Annotated in this window: 16 protein-coding genes and 1 tRNA gene; 8 read left to right on the top strand and 9 right to left on the bottom strand. The window is 62.9% G+C overall.

Translation table 11 applies throughout. The features are described from left to right. Positions 1-279: 279 nt before the first annotated feature. From AB4Y97_RS00885 to AB4Y97_RS00875, 3 genes are read left to right on the top strand one after another with little or no spacing between them, the layout of a single operon-like run. Positions 280-942, top strand: coding sequence for a peroxiredoxin (locus AB4Y97_RS00885; RefSeq protein ID WP_441997105.1), 663 nt, complete (start codon positions 280-282; stop codon positions 940-942). A 43-nt stretch (positions 943-985) separates the two neighbouring features. Continuing rightward, positions 986-1,906 carry an MBL fold metallo-hydrolase gene (locus tag AB4Y97_RS00880; protein WP_441997104.1) on the top strand — a complete coding sequence of 307 codons (921 nt, stop codon included), beginning with the start codon at positions 986-988 and terminating at the stop codon, positions 1,904-1,906. Between the two features lie 60 nt (positions 1,907-1,966). Beyond that, on the top strand, positions 1,967-2,995 hold the full coding sequence (locus AB4Y97_RS00875; RefSeq protein ID WP_441997103.1) for a cysteine synthase A: 1,029 nt from the start codon (positions 1,967-1,969) through the stop codon (positions 2,993-2,995). Positions 2,996-3,011: 16 nt separating this feature from the next. Here the strand turns inward: AB4Y97_RS00875 and AB4Y97_RS00870 are convergent, their stop codons facing one another. Then, positions 3,012-3,431: a nuclear transport factor 2 family protein gene (locus AB4Y97_RS00870; RefSeq protein WP_441997102.1), complete on the bottom strand. Its 420-nt coding sequence runs from the start codon at positions 3,429-3,431 to the stop codon at positions 3,012-3,014. Positions 3,432-3,835: 404 nt separating this feature from the next. On the opposite strand from AB4Y97_RS00870, the gene AB4Y97_RS00865 reads away from it, so the two are divergent. Together AB4Y97_RS00865 and AB4Y97_RS00860 are read left to right on the top strand one after the other, a co-directional pair. Beyond that, positions 3,836-3,912, top strand: a tRNA-Arg gene (locus tag AB4Y97_RS00865). A 177-nt stretch (positions 3,913-4,089) separates the two neighbouring features. After that, entirely contained in the window at positions 4,090-4,395 is a 306-nt protein-coding gene (locus AB4Y97_RS00860; protein WP_441997101.1) for an HlyU family transcriptional regulator, read from the top strand. A gap of 60 nt (positions 4,396-4,455) precedes the next feature. On the opposite strand, the gene AB4Y97_RS00855 is transcribed toward AB4Y97_RS00860, so the two are convergent. Further along, positions 4,456-5,853, bottom strand: coding sequence for a M20 family metallopeptidase (locus AB4Y97_RS00855; protein WP_441997100.1), 1,398 nt, complete (start codon positions 5,851-5,853; stop codon positions 4,456-4,458). 411 nt (positions 5,854-6,264) lie between these two features. Here AB4Y97_RS00855 and AB4Y97_RS00850 point away from each other — a divergent pair, with 411 nt between their 5' ends. Beyond that, on the top strand, positions 6,265-7,881 hold the full coding sequence (locus AB4Y97_RS00850) for a diguanylate cyclase (RefSeq protein WP_441997099.1): 1,617 nt from the start codon (positions 6,265-6,267) through the stop codon (positions 7,879-7,881). A gap of 621 nt (positions 7,882-8,502) precedes the next feature. Here the strand turns inward: AB4Y97_RS00850 and AB4Y97_RS00845 are convergent. The 6 genes from AB4Y97_RS00845 to AB4Y97_RS00820 form a co-directional block, all read right to left on the bottom strand. Next, a complete protein-coding gene (locus AB4Y97_RS00845; protein WP_441997098.1) occupies positions 8,503-9,477 on the bottom strand; it encodes a DUF5996 family protein in 975 nt (324 codons plus the stop codon). A gap of 160 nt (positions 9,478-9,637) precedes the next feature. Beyond that, entirely contained in the window at positions 9,638-9,847 is a 210-nt protein-coding gene (locus AB4Y97_RS00840; protein ID WP_441997097.1) for a hypothetical protein, read from the bottom strand. 250 nt (positions 9,848-10,097) lie between these two features. Continuing rightward, positions 10,098-10,895, bottom strand: a complete 798-nt coding sequence (gene iolB / locus AB4Y97_RS00835; protein WP_441997096.1) for a 5-deoxy-glucuronate isomerase — start codon at positions 10,893-10,895, stop codon at positions 10,098-10,100. Positions 10,896-10,907: 12 nt separating this feature from the next. Continuing rightward, positions 10,908-11,792: a myo-inosose-2 dehydratase gene (gene iolE, locus AB4Y97_RS00830; RefSeq protein ID WP_441997095.1), complete on the bottom strand. Its 885-nt coding sequence runs from the start codon at positions 11,790-11,792 to the stop codon at positions 10,908-10,910. Positions 11,793-11,944: 152 nt separating this feature from the next. Continuing rightward, positions 11,945-13,792 (bottom strand): 3D-(3,5/4)-trihydroxycyclohexane-1,2-dione acylhydrolase (decyclizing), encoded by a 1,848-nt coding sequence (gene iolD, locus AB4Y97_RS00825; protein ID WP_441997094.1) that lies wholly within the window; start codon positions 13,790-13,792, stop codon positions 11,945-11,947. An 88-nt stretch (positions 13,793-13,880) separates the two neighbouring features. Next, positions 13,881-15,794 (bottom strand): bifunctional 5-dehydro-2-deoxygluconokinase/5-dehydro-2-deoxyphosphogluconate aldolase, encoded by a 1,914-nt coding sequence (locus AB4Y97_RS00820; RefSeq protein ID WP_441997093.1) that lies wholly within the window; start codon positions 15,792-15,794, stop codon positions 13,881-13,883. Between the two features lie 147 nt (positions 15,795-15,941). Here AB4Y97_RS00820 and iolG point away from each other — a divergent pair, with 147 nt between their 5' ends. Next, complete coding sequence (gene iolG, locus AB4Y97_RS00815) at positions 15,942-16,931, top strand: inositol 2-dehydrogenase (protein WP_441997092.1); 990 nt, start codon at positions 15,942-15,944, stop codon at positions 16,929-16,931. Between the two features lie 212 nt (positions 16,932-17,143). On the opposite strand, the gene AB4Y97_RS00810 is transcribed toward iolG, so the two are convergent. Then, entirely contained in the window at positions 17,144-17,968 is an 825-nt protein-coding gene (locus AB4Y97_RS00810; protein ID WP_441997091.1) for a MurR/RpiR family transcriptional regulator, read from the bottom strand. Between the two features lie 310 nt (positions 17,969-18,278). Between AB4Y97_RS00810 and AB4Y97_RS00805 the strand changes: the two genes are divergently transcribed. Continuing rightward, positions 18,279-19,220: a sugar ABC transporter substrate-binding protein gene (locus AB4Y97_RS00805; protein WP_441997090.1), complete on the top strand. Its 942-nt coding sequence runs from the start codon at positions 18,279-18,281 to the stop codon at positions 19,218-19,220. The last annotated feature ends 43 nt before the right edge of the window (positions 19,221-19,263 follow it).

Here is a 19,263-nt window from a genome sequence, read left to right as displayed (position 1 = left end):
TAGGATCTATCCTTTTGAAAAGTCCCATTTTCCGCCGCAAAAACAGGGATCCACTTTTGCTGAAAATGCTCTAGCAAGGCGAACTTATTGGCCGGTTATCTTTATATGCCTGATGCCGGATCGGGTCTTTGCAATATCCAGCTTGGTTTTGAAGCAATACCTCTAAAAATCGTCATGCCTTGGGGCGCGCATCGCCATGGATGCCGTTACCCGCCTTCGACATTCGGTGCTATAGTCCGCGCGTCGGCAAGAATGCATGCGATGCGGCAGGAGGTTACGATGACTCTCCAAATCGGCGACACGGCACCGGATTTCGAAGCGCAGACCACGCAAGGTCCCATCCGCTTCCACGATTGGATCGGCGATTCCTGGTGCGTTCTTTTCTCACACCCGAAGGACTTCACACCGGTCTGCACGACCGAGCTTGGCTATATGGCCAAGATCAAACCGGATTTCGACCGGCGCAACGTCAAGATCATCGGCTTCAGCGTCGATCCCGTCACCAATCATGCGAAATGGGCGGATGACATCAGGGAAACGCAAGGCTATGCGCCGAACTATCCCATCATCGGCGATCCGGATCTGACGATCTCGAAGCTTTATGGCATGCTGCCGGCAGGCGCAGGCGCTTCTTCGGAGGGGCGCACCCCTTCCGATAATCAGACGGTGCGAAACGTCTTCGTGATCGGCCCGGACAAGAAGATCAAACTGATCCTCGTCTATCCCATGACGACGGGCCGCAACTTCGACGAGGTGCTGCGCGTCATCGACTCGCTGCAACTGGCGGCGAAACACAAGGTGTCGACGCCGGCCAACTGGCAGCAGGGTGAAGACGTCATCATCGCAGGCTCCGTGTCGGACGACGAGGCGCGGCAGATCTATCCGCAAGGGTGGAAGGCGCCCAAGCCCTATATCCGCATCGTGCCGCAGCCTGGATCGTGAACGAGCGGTGGGTGTCGGCGGCGCCCTCAGAGGAGGATGAAGGATGAGCGTCGCGGCTCTCTCCCGCCCGACCGGCAGCAGGCAGCACAAGCCCGACGTGGAAGCGTTCTTCGAGTGCCGCACGGGCAGCATCCAGTATGTCGTTTCCGATCCGTCCACCGGGGATTGCGCCATCATCGATCCGGTCCTCGACTACGACGAGAAATCCGGATCGATTGCGACGGAATCGGCCGATGAGATCCTGCGATACGTGTCGGAGCAGCGTCTCAGGCCGGCCTGGATTCTCGATACGCATCCCCATGCGGATCATCTCTCCGCGGTCGACTACCTGAAAGGGCGGACGGGCGCGCGCACCGGCATCGGCGAGAAGGTCGTCGAGGTCCAGAAGCTCTGGAAATCCCTCTACAACCTGCCCGATACGTTCCGGACCGACGGCTCGCAATGGGACCACCTGTTCAAGGACGGCGAGTGTTTCTCGATCGGCGGGCTGGAGGCTGAGGTTCTGTTTTCCCCCGGCCACACGCTGGCCTCCATCACCTATGTCGTCGGGAATGCGGCCTTCGTGCACGACACGCTGCTGATGCCGGATTACGGCACGGCGCGCTGCGACTTTCCGGGAGGAAGCGCTCAGGCGCTCTGGCGAACCATCCAGCGCATTCTTGCCCTGCCCGACGACACGCGTCTCTTCACCGGACACGATTACAGGCCCGACGGCCGGGAGCCTGCCTGGGAAAGCAGCGTCGCCGAGCAGCGGGCCGCCAATGTCCATCTTCGGCAGGCGTCGGACGAACAGGATTTCATCGCCCTTCGGCAGGCGCGGGACGCCATGCTCCCGATGCCCAAGCTGATCCTGCATGCGCTCCAGGTGAATATCGCCGCCGGTCGGCTGCCGGCGGCGGAATCGAACGGACGGCGTTATCTCAAGCTCCCGCTCGATGCGCTTCCCGGCGCAAGTTGGGGCTAGAGAAATCCGCTTCGCATCCTGTACAAGTCTTGAGAACAGTCGAAGCGGGAGATGCGGACGATGATCCATAACGGGATCGTAGAGGCTATCGGCAATACGCCATTGATCAAGCTGCGCCAGGCCTCGGAGCTCACCGGCTGCACGATTCTCGGCAAGGCCGAGTTCATGAATCCCGGCCAGTCCGTGAAGGACCGGGCGGCGCTTTTCATCATCCAGGATGCGGAAAAGCGCGGCCTGTTGCGCCCGGGCGGCGTGATCGTCGAGGGCACGGCGGGCAATACCGGCATCGGCCTGGCGCTGGTCGGCAACGCGCTCGGCTATCGCACGGTGATCGTCATCCCCGAGACGCAGACCCAAGAGAAGAAGGACATGCTGCGCCTCTGCGGCGCCGAGCTCATCGAGGTGCCGGCGGTGCCTTATGCCAACCCAAACAATTACGTGAAGGTCTCGGGCCGCCTGGCCGAGCGCTTCTCTGCCTCCGAGCCGAACGGGGCGATCTGGGCCAACCAGTTCGATAATGTGGCGAACCGCCAGGGCCATGTGGAAACCACCGGCCCGGAAATCTGGAACCAGACCGGAGGCAAGGTCGACGGCTTCATCTGCGCCGTCGGTACGGGCGGCACGTTGGCAGGCGTCGCCATGGCGCTGAAGGAGCGGAACCCCAAGATCGCGATCGGCCTCGCCGACCCGATGGGCGCGGCGCTCTACAGCTATTACACGGCGGGCGCGCTGAAGGCGGAAGGTTCCTCCATCACCGAGGGCATCGGCCAGGGCCGGATCACGAAGAATCTCGAAGGGTTCACGCCCGATGTCGCGTTCCAGATCCCCGACGAGGAAGCGCTCCCGATCATCTTCGATCTTCTGGCGCACGAGGGCCTGTGCCTCGGCGGCTCCTCCGGCATCAACGTGGCCGGCGCAATCCGGCTCGCCAAGCATCTCGGCCCCGGTCACACCATCGTGACCGTGCTCTGCGACTACGGCACGCGCTACCAATCCAAGATGTTCAACCCGGATTTTCTGCGCTCCAAGAACCTTCCCGTCCCGGCCTGGCTCGAGCGCAAGAGCAATATCGATCCGGGTCTGGTCTGAGGGCTGTCGAGGTCGCTTAAGGGCGCGCGGCATCCAGGGAGCGGGCGGTGTCGTAGAATTCGACATAGTCGACCGCTTTCCCGTCCCGGATGCGCCAGACATCCACCTTCGGCGTATCGACGACCTTTCCCGTGGCCTTGTTGCGCCACGCCACCCGCCCGATGACGACGACCCGGTCGCCCTGGGCAATGAACTCGTCCATGGCATGGCTGACCATGTCCCAGTCCCGCATCAGGCCCTCGAGATAGCTCATGATCTCGGCCTTGCCGTTGCGACGGGCGGTGAAGGGCATTTCGGGCGAGCCCTCCGCGAGCGAGGCGAGGGAAGCATCCTCGGCAATGACGTTCATCCAGCACGCGCAATCGGTGCCCCTGCCGTCGACCCATTGCGCATAAGCGTCCTTGAGCAAGGCGATATTGTCGCTCTCGGTCGTCATCGAACCCTCCCGGCAAAACGATTGCGTTGTTCCCACTTCCCAAACGGTCTTGCCCAAGCGATCTTGCCCAAGCGATCTCGAATGGGCTGATTATGGATGAATATTGAGGCACCGCCGGCCGGCGCGGGCAATGTCAATTAATGTCTATCGATCCGTCTCCGAGGGTGCAGGCGGTGGGCCGCCCGCGAGGCCGTCGCGGCGGATCCGGCAGGCAATATCTGACCCTGACGCCCGAGAGACCGGGGATACGCAAACCTGTCCGGCCCAGGGGCAAGCGCCCCTCGCAACCGCTCCCGTCACGCTTCTGAAGGGGCTTTCTTGTCAGACGGTGAGAGCGTTACCGCCTCGGAGGTTGCCCTCCGTCCGCCAATCGGGTAGGGAGAAGACTAGGCCACGCGCCTCACGCACCCGTAGCTCAGCTGGATAGAGCGTTGCCCTCCGAAGGCAAAGGTCACACGTTCGAATCGTGTCGGGTGCGCCATTATTTTCCAAGACCCATTCAGGATGCTCGCACCAGCTGCCGTGGTGATTTCCGGTTCGTCGGCGGCATTTGCCTCGAAAGCCGATCCGTCCGCCAGTCGCAGTGTCGAGGATAGGTTTTTTCGCGCCTCGGGATATGATTGCCCGCTCGAATCATCCACGCGCCCGGTTGCCGCTCATGCCCTCGATTTTCACAGAGCTTTGGTCACGCCTCGTCGGCAAAGGTCCGGCCGAGGGGCGAGAGGAGCCTTTGGCTGAACCTACCGAATATAAAGGTTACCGCATTCGACCGGCCCCTTACCCGGCAAAGGGGCAGTACCAGACCGCAGGCGTGATCGAGAAGGATTTCCCTGGCGGGATGAAGGAACATCGCTTCGTGCGGGCCGAGACCCATGTGAGCAAGGACGATGCGGCCACCTTCGCGATCGCTAAGGCCAAGCAGATCATCGACGAACAGGGCGACCGGATTTTCCCGGATTTTTAAGCGTCTGGGCCGGGATCGTGGGCGCGAACTTTCAGCGCCCCGCCGTGCTCCTGTCAGGTTTCAGGATCGTTCGAGCGGCGGCGTCCCGTTCTCTCCGAGATCCCAATAGAGCCCTGCCATCAGGGCGAGACCTTCACGGGCGAGGGACATCGGAAGATGCTCGTTGGGCGCGTGCTGCGAACATCCGGGATAGGAATGAGGCACCCAGATCGTGCGTAGCCCCAAAACATCCGAAAAAATGTCGTTGGGCAGCGAACCGCCGAGATTGGGCAGGAGGGCGGGTTTCTTTCCTGTCGTCTTCGTCAGCGACGCGACGGTCCAGGCGACCCAGGCATCGTCGGGATCGAGCCTCGTGGCATGGAAGATCTCGTCCTCGCCGGGCGTGACGCGAACCATCGGGAAGCCATGGTGGTCGAGATGGCGGCGCAGGGCGGGGATGATGTCGTCCGGATCGATCCCGACGACGAAGCGCAGCTGGCAGCGGGCCCAGGCTCTCGGAGGAACGGCATTCACCGGCGTGTCGGGATTGCCGGCCTTCATGGCGAGCACGTCGAAGGAGCACCAGCCGAAGACCTGCTCTGCCGGCGTCAACCCAGGCTCACCCCAGTCCCGATCGATCACGGGTCCTTCGGGCCCGCCATCCACTTCACAGTCGGCCAGGGCTTGGCGGACGGAGGCCGGAAGCTCCTTCGGCACCCATTCGGGAATGCGGATCTGGCCAGTCGGCGACGTGATGGTGCCGATGGCGTGCGCAAGCTGAATGGCCGGGTCGGAGAGTAGGCCGCCCCAATTGCCGGAATGGTGGCCGCCCTCGCGCGCATCGATCGTGAGATCGAAGTTCAGGACGCCACGCGCACCGAGAAAGATCGTCGGACGTTCGGCACTCAGGCGTGGCCCGTCCGAGGCGATGAGAAGATCGGCCTTCAGCAGATCCTTCCGCTCCATGCACAATTCACGCAGGCCGGGGGAGCCCATCTCTTCTCCCATTTCGATCAGGTATTTGACATTGAAGCCGAGCATGCCGCGCGTTTCCAGAACGGCCCGGAGGGCGGCGATGTTGATCGCATGCTGACCCTTGTTGTCGACGACCCCGCGGCCATACCAGCGGCCGTTCGCCTCGGTCAGCACCCAGGGCGAAAGGCCCTCGCTCCAATCCTTGTCCAGACCGCGGATCACGTCGCCGTGGCCATAACCCAGGATCGTCGGCAGAAGCGGGTCTTCGATGCGCTCGGCATGGAGGAAGGGTCCCTTCGCCTTGGGATGCGCGAGCATCCTGCACGTGAACCCGAGGCTCTCCAGCCGTGGCTTCATTTCCTTTTCGACATAGGCGTCGAGCACGCCTGAGCGATCCGGATTCTGGCTCTCGGTCGGCATCGCGACAAGGCGCGCAAGATCGGCCTTGAATGCGCCGGAGTCGAAATGGCTCTCGGCGCGGGCAATGGCAGCTTGGCGGGTCATAGAACAATTCTCCTTGAAGGGAGGGCAGGCACGCGAGGAAGCGTTACCGGAATAAATCTGGCAGGGGCAATGCTCCCGCCGTTTCGAGGTCGCGTCATATTCAGGTCAGGTAGTGCGCGTGGCGCATTGCTGAACGTATGAACAATGCAATTATTTGACACGTTGTAACAGGTCATTGCATCCCGGACTTCATCCAGAGCAAAGTCTTGCGAACAATTCTTCGTGTTCTCTCTGCAGTAAGGCTCGTGTCATGCAAATGAATAATTTATGAAATGGCAGTGCTGTTACTTTCTCGACGGATTTTGCGCTGGTTAACTTGATTCTCAACAAAATACGACTTCACCGAAAGAGTAACTTAACCTGACGCCTGAAAAGAGGGATTTTATGGGCACGGCCTGATCGAAGTTCGCCATGTATCATGTGACGCCTGCTCAATCCCCGATGAAAAAGGCCTTCAGGCGGATCCGTTCTCGCCTCTCTCTGAATGTGATCGCCAGCGTCATCGCGATCGGCATCTTTGCCCTGTCGCTCAACATGCTCTGGGAAAGCCGTCAGGACACCTGGCGGGAGGCGGAGCAGTCATCGCGCAATCTGTTGACGGCGGTCATCCGGGATATCGGCGGGAATATCAGATTGTATGACCTGTTTCTCCAAGGGGTCATCAATAGGCTTGCCACGGAAGGCTTTCAGGAACTCCCTCAACAGATACAACATCAGATCCTCTTCGATTACGCTGCCGCTACGGGCTATATGCGGCCGATCCTGATCCTGAACGCAGCCGGAGATATCGTTGCGGATGCATCCTCGGTCATGCCACGTGCCGGAAATTTCGCGGATCGGGATTACTTCAAAGTCCATAAGGAGCATGCCGATGTCGGCCTCCATGTAAGCAGGCCATATCGGAACAGGCTCCGCGACGGCGAATGGAGCATCGCCATCAGCCGGCGCATCTCCGACCCGAACGGTCAGTTCGCCGGTATCGTCTCAACGGCCTTGCCCTTGGCCAAGATCGGCGATTCCTTCGCAAAGCTGCAGCTGGGACGCGAAGGTACGATAACCCTTCTACGAGGTGACGGCATCCTGCTGACGCGCCGTCCTTTCGACGAGAACGACATCGACAGAGATCTCAGCAAAAGCCCGAATATAAGCCGCGTCATGCGCGAAAATTCGGGAGAGTTCGTCGGGATATCCATGATCGACGGAGTGCGGAGGCATTTCGTCTTCGCGCATGTGGATGGACTTCCTCTTATCGTTCAGGTCGCCATGTCCGTCGACGAGATCTTCGAGCGCTGGCGCCAGAAGGCCTTCGTCCTGAGCTTGATCACGTTGATGCTGTGCTCCGCGGTCGTCGCCTTGACCTTCATGTTTCAGCGAGAACTGCGGCGCCGGACCCTGGCCGAGGCCGAGCTTGCGACCCTGGCGGCAACGGATGGCCTGACCAACCTTCCCAATCGCCGGGCCTTCGATGAATATTTCAAGCGCGAATGGAATGATGCCGTTCGAACGCAGGCGCCGCTGTCGCTGCTCTTCATCGATGCCGACAACTTCAAGAACTACAACGACCACTATGGTCATGGGGAAGGCGATGTTCTTTTAGGTGCCATCGCCGATGTCCTGCGGACTCATCTGCGTCGGCCCCGCGACTATGCCGCCCGTTATGGAGGCGAAGAATTTACTGTTCTGATGCCTGAAACGGATCAGAAGGGGGCGCTCGTGGTTGCAGAGAGGATTCGACAGGCAATTCTGGCGCTTGGAATGCCGCATGAAAAAAGCAGGCACGGCGTTCTGACCGTCAGCATCGGTGTGGGAACGGCTTTTCCGGCGCCCGGTAACCACCCGTCTCTCCTGTTTAGATCCGCCGATGCGGCTTTATACCGGGCGAAGGCGGCGGGACGTAATGTGGTGAAGTCATCAAGCCTCAACACCCGTTTTCATGTGGCCGGACGTGGAGGTCCAGATGAAAGGATGCCTGGAGCTCTCCTGGATCGAGACGGCAAAGGGAGGGTCGCTGCCAACGATGCCGATTGAGGCATGATGGAATGACCCCGAACGGAATGTGACGCTCTTGAATGCGGGAAAGACGCTGACCTCTCCGGCAGCATCCATCAGAGGATACCGATCACACCGGCACGGATACGCTTCGCCATCGAACCGTGCCATGAAGTGGCCCAGAAAGAGGCGTGCAATGTCCGAGGGGGCTCTCCGACCAGGGAAGGAGTTGGTCATGCGCAAATCAACACTGGCGTTCCTGGGCATTGCGCTTGCCACTGGCCTCTCGTCGATGGCGATCGGCCAAGAGGGCGGGGTCGCCATCGATCCGAGAACGGGGGCTCGATATGAGGCTCCGCCCGATGCACGCTGCCGCCTCATCATGAGCCAACCGCGCCATTGGAGGTGCCCCGCCTCCGCGGTTCGGGCAATGCGCCAGACGGCCGAGCCGACAACGACCGGTTCCGTCCAAGCCGCTGCTGCCGCAGGGGTTTTCACCGATCCCAGAACCGGAGAACGTTATGAGGGGCCGCCCGATCCGAGCTGCCGTTTCATCACGGGTAACCCGCCTCGATGGAGATGTTCCGCGCAAGCCGTGCGGAGAATGGGCCAGTAAGGCCACTCGGTTAATGGGGTAAGAGAGGAACCGCGCGGCGGCCGTCAGTCGACCGCCCGAGGATGCCTGGGTGCTCCGAGCGCGCATTCAAGCGCCCGGCGATCCCATCCGCCGGCATCGGCTGCCGCGTCGTAGGTCGATTGCAGAAAGGCGAGCAGGGCGTCATCGGGCGACTCAGCCTGCCGGACCGCATCGTAAGGCAGGATGAACTCGCCCAACTGGGCATTGAAGGATGCCGCTGAGGGGTGAACCGGACGATCACGGAAGCCGAGCGGTTCGGGATAGGCGTAAGAGTAGAAAGCGGCATGTGGAAAGGCATCATTGCCGGGCCAGAACCCGGCACTGCTGACCTCGTGCGAATAGGCCTCCCGCGCCACCGCATCCGGAAGGTGGGGAACACCGCCGGGATGCGGCGGTGCTTTGCGCCCGGAAAAGCGCGTCACCGCCAGATCGAAACTGCCCCAAAAGAAATGAACTGGGCTGCACTTCCCGAGAAAGGCGGTACGGAAATGCTTGAAGACGCGATCCGCCTGAACCAGTGTCAGCCAGAAGCGGTGGGCCGCATCCGGATCATAGGAGGCGTGGACATCGTCCTCCGGAAACGGGATCGCCTGTTCGATTTCGTTCGGCACGGGATTGATGTCGACCGGAATCCCGAGTTCATCCAGCGCGGCAAGCAGTTTCCCGTAGAAGGCACTGACGGGCTGCGCCGTCAGTGGGAATTCACGCTGCTCGCCCCGGCCCGTGCGCACGCGAAGCCTGTGCGAGATGAAATCGAACTCGATCTCAAACACCTCGCCATCGGTATAGATCGGCGATGTGCTCAGCCCTGCGGCGGTGAGATAGAAAACCACGTGCCATGAATGGTTGAGCCAAGGCGTTTGCGACAGGCGGACCTTGCCGGCAATCTGCGTCCAGAGCTGAAGAGTGGCGGCGGTGTCGCGCCATTGCTCGTAATCCAGGGCGGGCCACAAGGGATTCCCGCGGCGAAGTCCGGCAGGAGTTTCGCTGATCGTCATTCGACCGGTCCTCCAAGCGGCAAGGCCGCGATTGGAACAGGCCTTTCGCCGGTTCGGGGGCCGACCGCGAGGAAGCCCTGGTTCGTCCGGATCTAGTGCATATTCTCGTCAGAAGAAGATGTGATTCCCGAAAGGGATATGGGCGTGAAGGCGGGGACGCTCATCGGATCCTTTCGCGGATGGATTCGGCAGCGCAGGGCGCCTGTCCGGATGCAGGTCCGCAAACCACCGTTCCTTCCCACCGGTCGGCCGTCACCCGTCCCGTATCGCCCTGGACGTTGAAAGTGGCCGTCTCGGCGGAGCCGTAGACGGCGCAGCCCGCGCTCAGCAGCGCCATCGTCCCTGCGATTACCAATGCGAAACGGGTCATGCCGGGCTCCTCCTTTGTCGCGCAACAGGATCGGATCAAAGATCACGAAGCCTCCCACATAGGGGCACGGGCGCGGTTTGCCATAGGCCGTACCGGATAGGCTGCTCGCGCCGGAACGCCGCATTCAAGGCTGCGATACGGTTTTCGCGTTGCTGCCAAAGTCCGCCGGGAACGGATGCTTCGCGCCGATGCAAGGCGCCTCGGAAAAAAGCCCGGCAAGAAGACAAGTTCTGCCGGGCTCGAATATTCTTTACGCCACCATCCAGGCGTGGGCCGGATCGTTGTGGAACTTCCAGATCCGCTTCGGGCCCGCCATCACGTTCAGGTAGTAGAGCTCATAGCCGTGCGGCGCGCCGACGGGGTGATAGCCCTTGGGCACCAGAACCACGTCGCCATCGCTTGCGGCCAGCGTCTCGTCGAGAGAGCGGTCGTCCGTATAGACCCGCTGCAGCGCGAAGCCCGAGGGCGGGTTGAGGCGGTGGTAATAGGTTTCCTCGAGGAACGATTCGTTCGGCAGCGCATCGCGGTCGTGCTTGTGCGGCGGATAGCTCGACCAATGGCCGGAGGGCGTGATGACCTCCACCACGAGCAGGCTTTCCGCAGGCTCCGTCTCGGGCAGGATGTTGCGCACATGGCGCGTATTCGTGCCCTTGCCGCGTGTTTCCTGGCCCACCTGATCGGGGCGGATCACCCGCGCCGGCAGCTTGCCCTCGCCCGGCGCGGTGCATACGGCGATCTCGCAATCGGTCTCGGCCGTCAGCGACCACGCGGAGCGCGCGGGCGCATAGAGCGACCACGGGTCCGGCTCGAAGGGCGAGCTGCGCCCGCCGATCACGCCGAAATCTTCGGATCCCGCCGACACATGCGCCTTGCCCGACAGCATGACGATGCAGGCCTCCCGGTCTTTCGTTTCCTGACGCAGATTCTGGCCGGCCTTGAGGCGATAGACCTCGAAGCCGACATAGGTCCATCCGGCCGAGGCCGGCGTAACCGAATGGATGCGCCCATCGGCGTCAGGTTTCGACGGTTTGACCAGGAGGTTCGACATTGCAGCTATCCTCTAGCGAAGGCCAGCTTCCTTCAGGAAGCGCGTGAGATTGGCATAGCCCATCTTGGCATAGGTGAGCGGATGAGCCTTCTTCGGATCCTGCTCCGCCTCGATCACCACCCAACCGCTATAGCCCGGCAGTTCCTTGAACACGGAAACGAAATCCACCATGCCGTCGCCGGGAACAGTATAGACGCCCTCGAGAACCGAATCGAGGAAGCTCCAGTTCTCGGCCTTCGACTTCTCCATCACGCTCTTGCGCACGTCCTTGGTGTGCACATGGCTGATGCGGTTGCGATAGCGGCGGGCAAGCGCCGCCGGGTTCGCGCCGCCCCAGGTGGCGTGGCCGGTGTCGAGCAGCAGATGGGCCGCTTCGCCCGTGGCGTTCATGAAGGCGTCGATATCGGCTTCCGATTCCACGATGGTGCCCATGTGGTGATGGTAGACGAGGCGCACGCCCTCCTTCAGGGTTTGCTCCGCAACTTGTGTCACGCGGCGGCTGTATTCGGCCCAGTCGCCCGCCTTCATTACGGGGCGCTGCGAAAGCGGCTTGGAGCGGTCGCCGTGGATGGCGTTCGAGGTCTCGGCGAAGACCAGCACGTTCGAGCCCATCGCCTTCAACAGATCGAGATGCGGGCGCAGCGCCTTCATCTCCGCATCGGCATCACGCTTCAGGAGTTCCGCCGAATACCAGCCCGAGACGCAGGCGAGGCCGAAGGGCGCGAGCGCCTTCTTCAAGGCTTCCGGCTCGCGCGGAAACTTGTTGCCGAGTTCCATGCCCTCGAAACCGACTTGCTTGGCCTCGGCCAGGCATACCTCCAGCGGCGTCTCGCCGCCGAGTTCCAGCATGTCGTCGTTGGACCAGCCGATAGGATTCGCCCCGATACGGATCGTCATGTTTTTGTCCTTTCTACATTTTCTTTCCGAAGCCTCACCCTGAGAAGCGTAGCGTCTCGAAGGGCGAGGCGTCTCCAGCGCGCACTGGAACCTCCTTCGAGACGGCCACTGCGTGACCTCCTCAGGATGAGGGCAGTGTCGGTTGCATGGTCTCAGTCGCCCACCCGCTGCGAAGCGAGTGCATTCTCATAATTCTTTCGCGCGTCGTTCACCTGGGAGCGCACGGAGACCTCGGGCACCGCCACATCCCACCAATGGCCGCCCGCATCGGTGGAGATCAGCGGATCGGTGTCGATGACGATCACCGTGCTGCGCTCGGCGCCGCGCGCCTTCTTCAGCGCATCCTCCAGTTCGCCGATGCCCTTCACCTTGACCGTCTGTGCGCCAAGGCTCGCCGCATGGGCCGCGAAGTCGATATCGGGCAAGGTCACGTGCCTGGTGTGCTGCAACAGGTTGTTGAAGCTCTCCGAACCCGTAGCACGCTGCAGGCGGTTGATGCAGCCATAACCCCGGTTGTCGAGAAGAACGACCGTGAGCTTGTGGCCCAGCATCACCGAGGTCGCGAGTTCGGAATTCATCATCAGGTAGGAGCCGTCGCCGACCATCACGATCACCTCGCGGCTTGGATCGGCCATCTTCACACCCAAGCCGCCTGCGATCTCGTAGCCCATGCAGGAATAGCCGTATTCCATGTGATAGCCACCCGCCTGCGAGGCCCGCCAATGCTTGTGCAATTCGCCCGGCAGGCCGCCGGCGGCGCAGACCACCACGTCCGTGGGCGAGGCATTGCGCTGCACCGCGCCGATCACCTGTGCGTCGGAGGGAAGCTCCGCATTGGTCGGGTCCGTGTAGCGGGCCGATTCCTTGAACCAGCGCGCCTTCTCGTCCTTGGCCTTCGCCGTCCAGGCATCCGGCGCCTTCCAGGCTCCAAGCGCGGCGTCCAGCTCCTGGAGCCCGACCTTCGCATCCGCCACCAGGGCTTGAGCGTTGTGTTTCGTGGCGTCGAAGGGCTGCACGTTCAGGCCGATAATGCAGCGGTTCGGGTTCTTGAACAGGGCCCAGGACCCGGTCGTGAAATCCTGCAGCCGCGTGCCGACGGCGATCACCACATCCGCATCCTCGGCCATGGCGTTCGCGGCGCCGGTGCCGGTAACGCCGATGGAGCCGAGATTGGCAGCGTTGTCATGCGGCAGGCTCGATTTGCCGGCCTGGGTTTCGCCGACGGGCAGGCCATGCTTCGCGGCAAAATCGGCGAGCGCCTTTTCCGCGCCGGAATAGAGCACGCCGCCACCCGCGACGATGAACGGCTTCTTCGCGTTGCGGATGATCTCGGCCGCTTTCGCAAGCTCCGTCTCGTCCGGCCGGATGCGGCGAGGCGTCCAGATCTTCTCGGCGAAGAAGCTCTCCGGATAATCGTAGGCCTCGGCTTGCGTATCCTGGCAGAGCGCAAGCGTCACGGGGCCGCATTCGGCCGGATCGGTCAATACCGTCATGGCGCGTTGCAGCGCGGGAATGATCTGCTCGGGCCGCGTGATGCGGTCGAAATAGCGGGAGACGGGGCGGAAGCAGTCGTTGGCCGAAACCGTGCCGTCAGCAAAATTCTCGATCTGCTGCAGCACCGGATCGGGCCTGCGATTGGCGAAGACGTCGCCGGGCAGGAGCAGCACCGGCAGGCGATTCACATGGGCGACCGCAGCGGCCGTCACCATGTTCGTCGCGCCCGGGCCGATGGAGGTGGTGCAGGCCATCATGCGCCGCCGGCGCGAGGCCTTTGCAAAAGCGATGGCCGCATGGGCCATGCCCTGCTCGTTATGGGCACGGTAGGTCGGGAGCTTGTCGCGAACGCCGTGCAGCGCTTCGCCCATGCCCGCCACGTTGCCGTGGCCGAAAATGGCCCAGACGCCCGCGAAGAGAGGCAGAACCTCGCCGTCGATCTCAGTCTTCTGCGCAATCAGGAAGCGGGCGACGGCTTGCGCCATGGTGAGGCGGATCGTGCTCATGCGGGCTCCTATTCGATACGTGCGGAGGCTGTTCGCCATCCAGAGGATAAGGGCGGGGCCGGTCAAGAGGCCCGCGAATGGTTGATCGTCAGGCGGCCTTTGCGCGCCCGGAAACGCGCTGCCAGGCATCCACGAGGCGCTGGAAGCGGCCCGCCATGTCGGCGATGGCGGCCTCGTCCGTGATCTCGCCCTTCAGCCAGCGGCGTGCCGCATCGTTGAAGATGGTGCGGCCCACCGCGAAGCCCTTCACCCATGGTTCTCTCGCAGCAGCCGCGAAGGCGGCTTCCAGCTCGTCCTCCGGCGCTTCGAGACCGAGCAGCACGATGCCGCGGCAATAGGGGTCATTGTGGGTGATCGTCTCTCCGATGGCCTGCCAGGCTGCCGCATCCTTCTGCGGTTCGAGCTTCCACCAATCCGGCTTGATGCCGAGATCGTAGAGGCGCTGCATCACGGTGGCGACGGTGTCGGTCTTGAGCGGCCCGTTCTTGCCGGCGATGATCTCCACCAGCAATTCGCGGCCGATGCCGCGGGCGGCATCGTGCAGGCGCAGCAACTCGCGCTCCTGCTTCTGCTTCAGTTCCGGCGGATCGTCGGGGTGGTAGAAGCACAGGCATTTGATGGTGTGCCCGACCGGCCATTCGACAAGCTGCGCGGCAAGGCTGCCGCCGCCTTCGAAATCGAGCGGGCGCGAGCCGGGCAGTTCCACCGGACGGCCGATCCAGAACGGATGATCGGCGGCGCGGAACAGGGCCTCGCGGCCATAGGTGCCGTCGAGCAGCATGCCGAAACCGGGACGGCCATCCGCCACGCGGGCGGCGGCCTGCACCGCGAGCACCTTGAAATCCGGGACTCTTTCGACCGGCGCGCCGACTTCCTTCGCCATCGCTTCGAGCTGCATGCGATGGTCGATGGCGAGCGCCATCAGGCTCTCCGGGCCGGGGCGGCGCGTCGTCGCCCAGTGGATGTGGTTCAGATCCTCGTCGAGACGTAAAGCCTTGTGGCGGCTGCCTGTCTTCAAGAAATGCTGCAATTCCGGGAAGCTCGGGATTTCCGGCGAGCACAGCAGGCGCGACACGGCGAAGGCCCCGCTCGCATTGGCATAGGCGCAGCAGGTCTCGAGCGGCTCGTCCTTCAGCCAGCCGCGCAGGAAACCGGAGAGGAAGGCGTCGCCCGCGCCGAGCACGTTGTAGACTTCCACCGGGAAGCCCGGGCCCTTCACGCCCTCGTCGAGGGAAGCGGGGATCTCAGCCGGAAACACAACACAGCCCATCGGGCCGCGCTTGCACACGATGGTGGCTTGCGAGGCGGCGCGGATGTTCCTGATCGCCTGGAGCGTATCCTCCGACCCGCCCGCGATGTGAAGCTCCTCCTCCGTGCCGACGATGAGATCGCACTGGCTGAGGATGGGCTTGAGATGCTCCGTCACCGCATCGGAGCGCACATAGCGCGACTCGCCTGCGCCGTGGCCGAGAAGGCCCCAGAGATTCGGGCGGTAATCCACGTCGAACACCACCTTACGCCCGTTCGACTTGGCGATGCGGATCGCCTTCTTCTGCGCGGCTGCGGTGTTCTCGCGGGAAAAATGCGTGCCGGTGACGACGATGGCACCGGCGGAGGCGATGAAGCTCTCGTCGATATCGTCTTCGGTCAGCGCCATGTCGGCGCAATTGTCCCGGTAGAAGATGAGGGGGAAGGAATCCTCGTCCCGGACGCCTAAGATGACGAGGGCGGTGAGGCGCTCCTTGTCCGTGACGATTCCTTTCGTCGCGACCCCCTCCCGCTCCATTTGCTCGCGGATGAAGTAGCCCATGGCCTCATCCCCGACCCGGGTGACGAGGCCGGATTTCAGGCCGAGTCGCGCGGTGCCGATGGCGATGTTGGCCGGGCAGCCGCCGACCGCCTTGGAGAAGGAGGCCATGTCCTCCAGGCGCCCGCCGACCTGCTGGCCATAAAGATCGACCGAGGCGCGGCCGATGGTGATGACATCCAGAATCGGCTTCATGATACTCCTCCCCGAGCCGGCCCGGAGACCGGGTGCGGGTCTCAAACAGAACCCTTGCGGCTATAGAATGTTTATTCTATTAGCAGTTTGAGCTGGAACATCAATTCTAAACTTGCCGCAAAGCCGGCAAAACATCCCGGGGGAATCATGATCAGGATCGCCGTACTGGGCGCGGGCCGCATCGGCCGCATTCACGGACGCAACGCCGCCAACAATCCGGATGCCCGCCTCGTGGCGGTGGCGGATCCGCACGCTCCCTCCGCCCAGGAGCTGGCGGCGGCGACGGGCGCGGAGGTCGCGTCCCTCGATGCCATCGTCGAGCGCTCCGATGTGGACGCCATCCTCATCTGCACGCCGACCACCACACATGCCGATCTGATCGAGCGCGGCGCACGCGCCGGCAAGGCGGTGTTCTGCGAGAAGCCGGTCGATCTTTCGAGCCCGCGCATCGAGACCTGCCTCGCCACCGTCGAGAAGGCGGGCACGCCGCTGATGATCGGCTTCAACCGCCGCTTCGATCCCAACTTCGCGTCTCTCCGCAAGCGCCTCGCCGATGGCGAAGTGGGAGATGTGGAACTGGTGACGATTCTCTCCCGCGATCCCGGCCCGCCGCCGGTGAGCTACATTGCGACCTCGGGCGGCCTGTTCCGGGACATGATGATCCACGATCTCGACATGGCCCGTTTCCTCCTGCTCGGCGACGAGCCGGTGGAAGTGCATGCGGTCGGCTCCTCCCTCGTCGATCCGGCCATTGGCCAGGCGGGCGATGTGGACACGGCGGCGGTGCTGCTCAAGACGGCCAAGGGCCGTATCGTGCAGATCTCCAATTCCCGTCGCGCCACCTATGGCTACGACCAGCGCATCGAGGTGCATGGCTCGAAGGGCATGATCCGCGCAGGCAACATCCACCGCACGACGGTGGAAGTGGCGAATGCGTCCGGCGTCACCGCCGATCCGGTGCAGGATTTCTTCCTCCAGCGCTATGCCGACGCCTACAAGGCCGAGCTCGACGCCTTCCTCGCCGCCGTCAAGACCGGCAAGGCCTGCGATCCCACCGGCCATGACGGCCTCAAGGCTCAGCGCCTCGCCGATGCCGCGACGGAATCGGCGCAGACCGGAAAGCCGGTGCGGCTTTAAGAAACACGCTCAAGCCGAGTGATCATGGCCGGGCTCGTCCCGGCCATTTCCGTTTCAAACACCCGTCATTCCGGGGCCGCGCAGCGGAGCCCGGAACCCATAAACGCTAACAGCTCAGGAGAGAGTGGATCGGCGGCTCGCCTTCTTCTGAGCGATTGATGTTTATGGGTTCCGGGCTCTCGCTCTCGCTCGCCCGGAATGACAGTGGGGTATTACCCCTCCGCCCGCTTCTCTGCCGTTCCCACCGCCAGCGCCATAGCGAGCGCGAAGGAGGCCGAGAGGGAACGGAAGGCGCCGAAATCGGCCTCCGCGACTTCGAGCCAGATATCGGCGCTGGATACCAGCGGCGAGAAGGCCGAATCGGTGATCGCGACCACCGGGATGTTTCGCCGCGCTGCTGTTGCCGCGAGGTCGGCCGTGACCGGCGCATAGGGGGTAAAGCTGATGGCGAGAACCGCATCCCGCTCCGTCGCAGTGGCGAGCTGCTCCGGGCCGAGCTGGGCGATGTGGTCGATCAGGATGGCCCGTACCCCGAGCTTGCCGAAGGCATAAGCGCAATAGGCCGAGACGGGAAAGACCCGGCGCGCGCCGAGCAGATAGATCGTGTCGGCCTTGGCCAGGGTCTCGATGGCGCGGGAAAGCTCTTCCGGGCTCACCGAGCTGCGCATGCGGTCAAGCGAAATGGCCGCCGCTTCCGTGAAGCCGTCGAGCAGAGAAGCGGCCTGGAAATGATGTCCCTCCGCCTCGCGCAGGCCGCGAAGGCGCTCCCGGTAATCCGGGAAACGCTCCCGCAGGCGGTCGCGGAAGATCTGCTGCAGATGGGAAAACCCGTCATAGCCGAGGCTCTTGGCGAAGCGGATCAGGGTCGAGGGCTGCACGCCCGCATGTTCGGCGATGCCGGCAACCGTGCCGAACGCCATTTCCTCCGGATGTTCGAGCGCGAAGGCGGCAAGCTGCTTCAGCCGCTTCGGCAGCGCCTCGCGGCGGCTGAGCAGGAGAACCTTCAGGCCCTCGTAATCTTCCGGAACGGCGTCCATCGTCACTTCTGAATGCGCCCCCATGCTTCTCTCGCCCCTCCAACGCCCTACCTTAGATCGATGGGATGAGACCTTGGCACTGATCCTACAAAAATGGAATGAAAATTCCACAAATATGTAATAAAAGTTCGATCGTTCTGTTTCTGAACGGTCCGACTGGCAGAGGAAATGCCGCGCTACCGAACGATTCGATGTTCGAATCATTTGTTGCTCCTTCTGCCGAACTCCATCGCGCGGCGTGAAGCCGTAGCGTTCATCGCGGATCCGGGATGTCCGGAGCGATGTCCGAGGACCTTTTGGGAGGAAACATATGAAATCGTTCATCACCGGTCTTGCTGCCGCGGCAGCCCTGACCCTTGCCGCCGCCGCTCCGGCCGCGGCGCAGCAAAACGCCCGCATCATCGTCGTCAGCCACGGCCAGGCCAATGACCCGTTCTGGTCCGTGGTGAAGAACGGCGTTACGGCGGCCGGGCAGGATATGAAGGTTCAGGTCGATTACCGCGCGCCCGAGACCTTCGACATGGTCGCCATGGGCCAGCTCATCGATGCGGCCGTCAACCAGAAGCCTTCGGGTCTCGTCGTCTCGATCCCGGATGCCTCGGCCCTCGGCCCGTCGATCCAGAAGGCGGTGGCCGCAGGCATTCCGGTCATTTCCATGAATTCCGGCTCCGACGTTTCGAAGAAGCTCGGCGCCCTGCTTCATGTGGGCCAGGACGAGGCCGAGGCCGGTCGCATTGCCGGCGCAGCGCTGAAGGATATGGGCGGTAAGGTCGGGCTTTGCGTGAACCACGAGGTCGGCAACGTTTCGCTCGATCTGCGCTGCAAGGGCTTTAGTGAGGGCTTCGGCGGCAAGGTCACCGTGCTGCCGGTCACGAACGATCCGGCGGATATCCGCGCCAAGGTGAAGGCGGCCGTGGCTTCCGATCCTTCCATCGACACCATCATGGCGCTCGGCGCGCCGCTCTCTGGCGAACCGACCGTCGCCGCCATCAAGGAAGCAGGCAAGACCGGCGCCGTGCGCATCGCCTCCTTCGACCTCTCGGCCAATTTCCTGAAAGCGGTCGCCGCGGGCGAGGCCGCCTTCGCCATCGACCAGCAGCAATATCTGCAGGGCTATCTGCCGGTGGTGTTTCTCGCGCTCAATGCGAAATACGGCCTGATCCCGGGCGGCAACGTGCCCTCCGGCCCGAACCTGGTCACGAAGGACAAGGCGGCCCAGGTGGTCGATCTGTCCGCCAAGGGCATCCGCTAACCGACGACCGAAGCCCGCGACACTGATCGCGGGCTTCTCTCTT

It is taken from the genome of Microvirga sp. 2TAF3 (assembly GCF_052114965.1).
GTDB lineage: Bacteria > Pseudomonadota > Alphaproteobacteria > Rhizobiales > Beijerinckiaceae > Microvirga.
This window is presented reverse-complemented; position numbering and strand designations above follow the sequence as displayed.